The organism is Streptomyces sp. NPDC004561, assembly GCF_053602155.1.
Genome location: NZ_JBSGDB010000583.1, coordinates 1 through 5,013, shown reverse-complemented (window position 1 = coordinate 5,013; position 5,013 = coordinate 1). Strand labels below are relative to the sequence as shown.

The following is a 5,013-nucleotide window of genomic DNA, read 5'->3' as shown; positions in this document are numbered from 1 at the left end:
GGGGGGTGCGGCGGCGGGGGGGGGGTGGGTGGGGCCGGGGGCGGCGGGGGCGGGGCGGGCGGAGCAGGGGGCGGGGTCGCCGGTGCGGCGGGCGGGGTCGCCGGTGCGGCGGGCGGCTGGTCCTGCGGCGCGTCCTGCGGGCTCGGCGGCCCGGGTGGACTCGGGGGGCCGAAACCGCCCTGCTGCGGGGGCTGGTTGGGCGGTGGCGGGGGCGGCTGGGTCATGGCTCGGGTACCTCGGTGAAGCTCGGAAGGCCGGACGGCGGAAGGAACGGGAAGCGGGCCGGGCTCAGTTGCCGAAGGCCATGATCAGCTTCTCCTTCGACTGGTCGTTGCCGGACAGCCGGCCGGAGGAGATGAAGAACCGCCCGTCGGCCCAGTCGACGACCCCGTTGTAGAAGGTGTCCTCGATCTCGGCGGTGCCCTTCGGGTTCTGCAGCAGCTTCGTGGTCGTGTGGGAGGAGCCGGCGGTCGGGATCGACACCACCTGGCCGCCCGCGTCGTACGACGGCTGCACATACGCGACGAGCTTGCCGCCCTCGATCTTCACCGGGGACATCGGCTCGCCGGCCGGGGACTTGACCCGCCACTTCGCCTTGCCGTCGGCGAGGCCGATCGCGACGATCTCGTTGGCACTGCCGGTGGTGTCGGTGGGCAGGTAGAGGTAGTTGGCGTCGGCGGCGACACCCTGGCAGCCCTGGAGGTCGCGTTCGAGGATCGCCCAGCCGCAGCGGGCGGCGAACTTCTCGTCGACCTTGACCTCGGAGCGGAACTTGCCGTCCGCGCCGAACGTGGAGATGTTCCAGGCCTTCTTGTCCTGGTTGGTCAGATAGACCACGAGCGGGTCGAGCGAGTACACCCGGCTGACCTGCCAGCCCTTCTTCACCGGCTGGGTCCACTTCACCTTGCCGGTGGCCGGGTCGAGTTCCTGGATCTCGTCGTGCTCGGTGCTGCCGCCGGCCCCGCAGGAGGCCACCTGGACCAGCCGGCCGGTGCCGCCCGCGAACGCGGCCGGGAAGCAGGCCGCGCCGTACCTCTTCTTGTCGTACAGCTTCTTGCCGCTGTCGATGTCGTACGCCGTGCCCGACTCCGAGCGGCCCACCATCAGCGTCGTCCCGCTCACGGTCAGCTCGACGTTGAGCGCGCTGTCGAACAGCCCGCCGTCGGCGACCTGGCCGCTCCAGCCCTTCTTGCCGGTCCTGAGGTCGATCTGCTGGAGCTGGTTGCACTTGGCGTTGTCGCTGACACCGCTCATGTACGCGACGACGACCTTGTCGTCGGCCGACTTCTGCGGGGTGACCGCACAGATCTTCTGCGCGAAGGTGACCGGGCCCCAGGGGGAGCCGCCGTCACCGGCGCCGTAGGCGAAGACCTGCTTGTACGCCGCCTTCACCACCGTGTTCCCGGCGATCCACATGCCGGGCGCGTCGGCGCCCGAACCCGGGGCGTCCGGTGCCGACTTGTACCAGAGCACCTTCGCCTCGCCGGCCGCCCGGCCCTTGTTGAGGTCCTCCGGGTCGTCGCCGCCGCTGGAGGAGGACGGCGTGGCGGACCCGGACTGCTTGCCGTCGTCGCTCCGCTCCGCGACGGGCTTCTTCTTCCCGCCGCCGCCGTCGCCGCTGGTGACCGCGTAGACGGTGCCGCCGATGACGAGCAGCGCGGCCACCGCGGCACCGATGATCAGCGCCGTCTTCTTCCCGCCGCCGCCCGGTCCCGGGAAGGGCCCGCCCGGCGCGCCCGGGTACGGCTGCTGCTGCGGGTAGCCGTAACCGGGCTGCGGCTGCCCGTACGGGCCCGGCTGCGGCGCCTGCTGGGGATGGCCGTACGGGCCCGGGACGCCGGGTGCGGCGGGCGCGCCGTAGGGGCCCGGGGTGCCGTACGGGCCCGGCTGCTGCGGGTAGCCGTAACCGGGCTGGGGCGGCTGCGGCTGCGGCTGCCCGGGCGGGGCCGGGGGTGCCGGCGGGGTCGCGGGGGCCGTGGGCGGCTGGGCCGGTGGTGGGGGCGGGGGACCGAATCCTCCGCCCTGCGGTGGCTGGTCCTGCGGTGCTCCGAAGCCACCGTGCGGCGGCTGGCCGGGCGGCTGAGTCATCAGCGCTCTTCCCCCTTGTTCACTGATTTTTAGCCACGCCCTGAGGTTCGTTCACGGACCCAAGGTCGTACTCAGTCTGTTGTCAGACGGCCCTTTCTATCACCCGGCGCAGACAGCACAGGGGGCCGCGCCCTCCCCTGTTCCCAAGGGAGGACCGGCCCGTGATGCCGTTGTTATGCGCCTTCACGCCCCCTTCACGCGGCGCGCGCGCCCTCAGCCGCGAGCGGGGTGAAAGGTCAGGCGTCCTCCGCCAGTTCAAGCCAGCGCAGCTCCAGTTCCTCGCGCTCCCCGGCGAGTTCCCGCAACTGGGCGTCGAGTTCGGCGACCTTCGCGAAGTCGGTGGCGTTCTCGGCGATCTGGGCGTGCAGTTTGGCCTCCTTCTCGGAGACCTTGTCCAACTGCCGCTCGATCTTCTGGAGTTCCTTCTTGGCGGCGCGCTGGTCGGCGGCGCTCTTCTCGGTGGTGGCGGGCCTGGGTGCCGCGGCGGCGGCCTGCGCGGCGACCGCCTCCTCCATACGCTGCCGCCGCTCCAGGTACTCGTCGATCCCGCGCGGCAGCATCCGCAGGGTGCCGTCGCCGAGGAGGGCGAAGACCCGGTCCGTGGTGCGCTCGACGAAGAACCGGTCGTGGGAGATGACGATCATCGAGCCGGGCCAGCCGTCGAGGACGTCCTCGAGCTGGGTGAGGGTCTCGATGTCGAGGTCGTTGGTGGGCTCGTCCAGGAAGAGCACGTTGGGCTCGTCCATGAGCAGGCGCAGCAGCTGGAGGCGGCGGCGCTCACCGCCGGAGAGGTCCCCGACCGGCGTCCACTGCTTCTCCTTGTTGAAGCCGAACGTCTCGCACAGCTGCCCGGCGGTCATCTCGCGGCCCTTGCCGAGGTCGACGCGCTCGCGGACGCGCTGCACGGCCTCCAGGACCCGCAAGGTGGGGTCGAGTTCGGCGACCTCCTGGGAGAGGTAGGCGAGCTTGACGGTCCTGCCGACGGCGACGCGGCCGCCCGCGGGCTGCGCCTCGCCCTCGGTGCGCGCCGCGTCGGCCATCGCCCGCAGCAGGGAGGTCTTGCCGGCGCCGTTGACGCCGACGAGACCGATCCGGTCGCCGGGGCCGAGCTGCCAGGTGACGTGCTTGAGCAGCACCTTCGGGCCGGCCTGGACGGTGACGTCCTCCAGGTCGAAGACGGTCTTGCCGAGCCGGGAGGAGGCGAACTTCATCAGCTCGCTGCTGTCGCGGGGCGGCGGCACGTCGGCGATCAGCTCGTTGGCGGCCTCGACCCGGAAGCGCGGCTTGGAGGTGCGCGCGGGTGCGCCGCGGCGCAGCCAGGCCAGCTCCTTGCGGATGAGGTTCTGCCGCTTGGCCTCCTCCGTGGCCGCGATCCGCTCGCGCTCGGCGCGCGCGAAGACGTAGTCGGAGTAGCCGCCCTCGTACTCGTAGACGTCGCCGCGCTGGACGTCCCACATGCGGGTGGAGACCTGGTCCAGGAACCACCGGTCGTGGGTCACGCACACCAGCGCCGAGCGCCGGTTCTGCAGGTGCTTGGCGAGCCAGGCGATGCCCTCGACGTCGAGGTGGTTGGTGGGCTCGTCGAGGACGAGCAGGTCCTGCTCCTCGATGAGCAGCTTGGCGAGCGCGATACGGCGCCGTTCTCCGCCGGACAGCGGCCCGATGACGGTGTCCAGGCCCTTGGGGAAGCCCGGCAGGTCGAGCCCGCCGAAGAGACCGGTCAGGACGTCCCTGACCTTGGCGTTGCCCGCCCACTCGTGGTCGGCCATGTCGCCGATGACCTCGTGGCGGACGGTGGCGGCGGGGTCGAGGGAGTCGTGCTGGGTGAGCACGCCGATCCGCAGGCCGCCGGAGTGCGTGACCCGGCCGGTGTCGGCCTCCTCCAGCTTGGCGAGCATCCGGATCAGGGTGGTCTTGCCGTCGCCGTTGCGGCCGACGACCCCGATCCGGTCCCCTTCCGACACACCGAGCGAGACGCCGTCCAGCAGGGCACGGGTGCCGTACACCTTGCTGACGTTCTCGACATTGACCAGGTTGACGGCCATTTCACTCCTGCCACGGGGATCGGTCAGCCTCCCAGCCTAATGCGCACCGAAGGCACCCCGGCCCGCCCCTGGGCCCACCCGGTCCCAGGGGGCCGCCGGCTCACGCCCCACCGTCCCGCACGCTGGGCGTGCGCCGCTCAATCAGGCGCTGCCATTCCCGCGCCGAGCGCGCGCCCCCTCGAACGCGCCGCCGCTCCCCGCACCGGGGCACACGCCCCCTCAAACACACACCGCCACGCCTCACGCCGGGGCGCGCGCCCGTCGATCACACCACGCCACCCCGGCACCTGAGCGCGCGACTCGATCAGGCCCCGCCGTCACCCACCCCTGGCGAGCACCGCTAAATCAAACGCCGCCGTCTCCGTGCCACGCGGTCGCGCCCCTCAACCACACGCCGACGCTCCCCACGCCAGGGCGCACGCCCCTCGACCACACCACTTCCCGCGCCCGAGCGCGCGCGACTCGGACAGACATCGCCGTCACCCACCCCTGGCGAGCACCGCTGAATCAAACGCCGCCGTCTCCGTGCCACGCGGTCGCGCCCCTCAACCACACGCCGACGCTCCCCACCCCGGGGCGCACGCCCCTCGATCACGCCACTCCCCGCGTCTGGGCACGCCCCGCCCGTTCCGACTCGCCAGGCCCGCACGCCGGAGTGCGCGCGCTGTCATTCGCGTGCCGGGCACACGCCCTTCGGTCAGCCATGTCATGTCATATCCCCGAGCCGGGTGTGCGCTCGTCGGGTCGGGCTCCGGCGGCGCCGGCGCCGGGCGTGGGCCGTCGAGTCACGCCCCCGTCGGCACCTACGCTGATACCGCCGAGTTCCTCCTTCAGGATGTCGATGATCCTGAGCCGGACACCGGTGGTGTAGCGGTCGCGC

At 72.3% G+C, this 5,013-nt stretch carries 2 protein-coding genes; both read right to left on the bottom strand.

Going from position 1 to position 5,013, the window contains the following annotated elements; genetic code table 11:
* Positions 1–288: 288 nt before the first annotated feature.
* Positions 289–2,088, bottom strand: a complete 1,800-nt coding sequence (locus tag ACWEN3_RS41250) for an outer membrane protein assembly factor BamB family protein (protein ID WP_452982292.1) — start codon at positions 2,086–2,088, stop codon at positions 289–291.
* A gap of 236 nt (positions 2,089–2,324) precedes the next feature.
* Complete coding sequence (locus ACWEN3_RS41245; RefSeq protein ID WP_452982289.1) at positions 2,325–4,133, bottom strand: ABC-F family ATP-binding cassette domain-containing protein; 1,809 nt, start codon at positions 4,131–4,133, stop codon at positions 2,325–2,327.
* Between the last annotated feature and the right edge of the window lie 880 nt (positions 4,134–5,013).

Excerpts from the sequence above, each read along its gene's own strand:
- ACWEN3_RS41250 (WP_452982292.1), bottom strand. The coding sequence starts at position 2,088 with ATGACTCAGCCGCCCGGCCAGCCGCCGCACGGTGGCTTCGGAGCACCG.
- ACWEN3_RS41245 (WP_452982289.1), bottom strand. The coding sequence starts at position 4,133 with ATGGCCGTCAACCTGGTCAATGTCGAGAACGTCAGCAAGGTGTACGGC.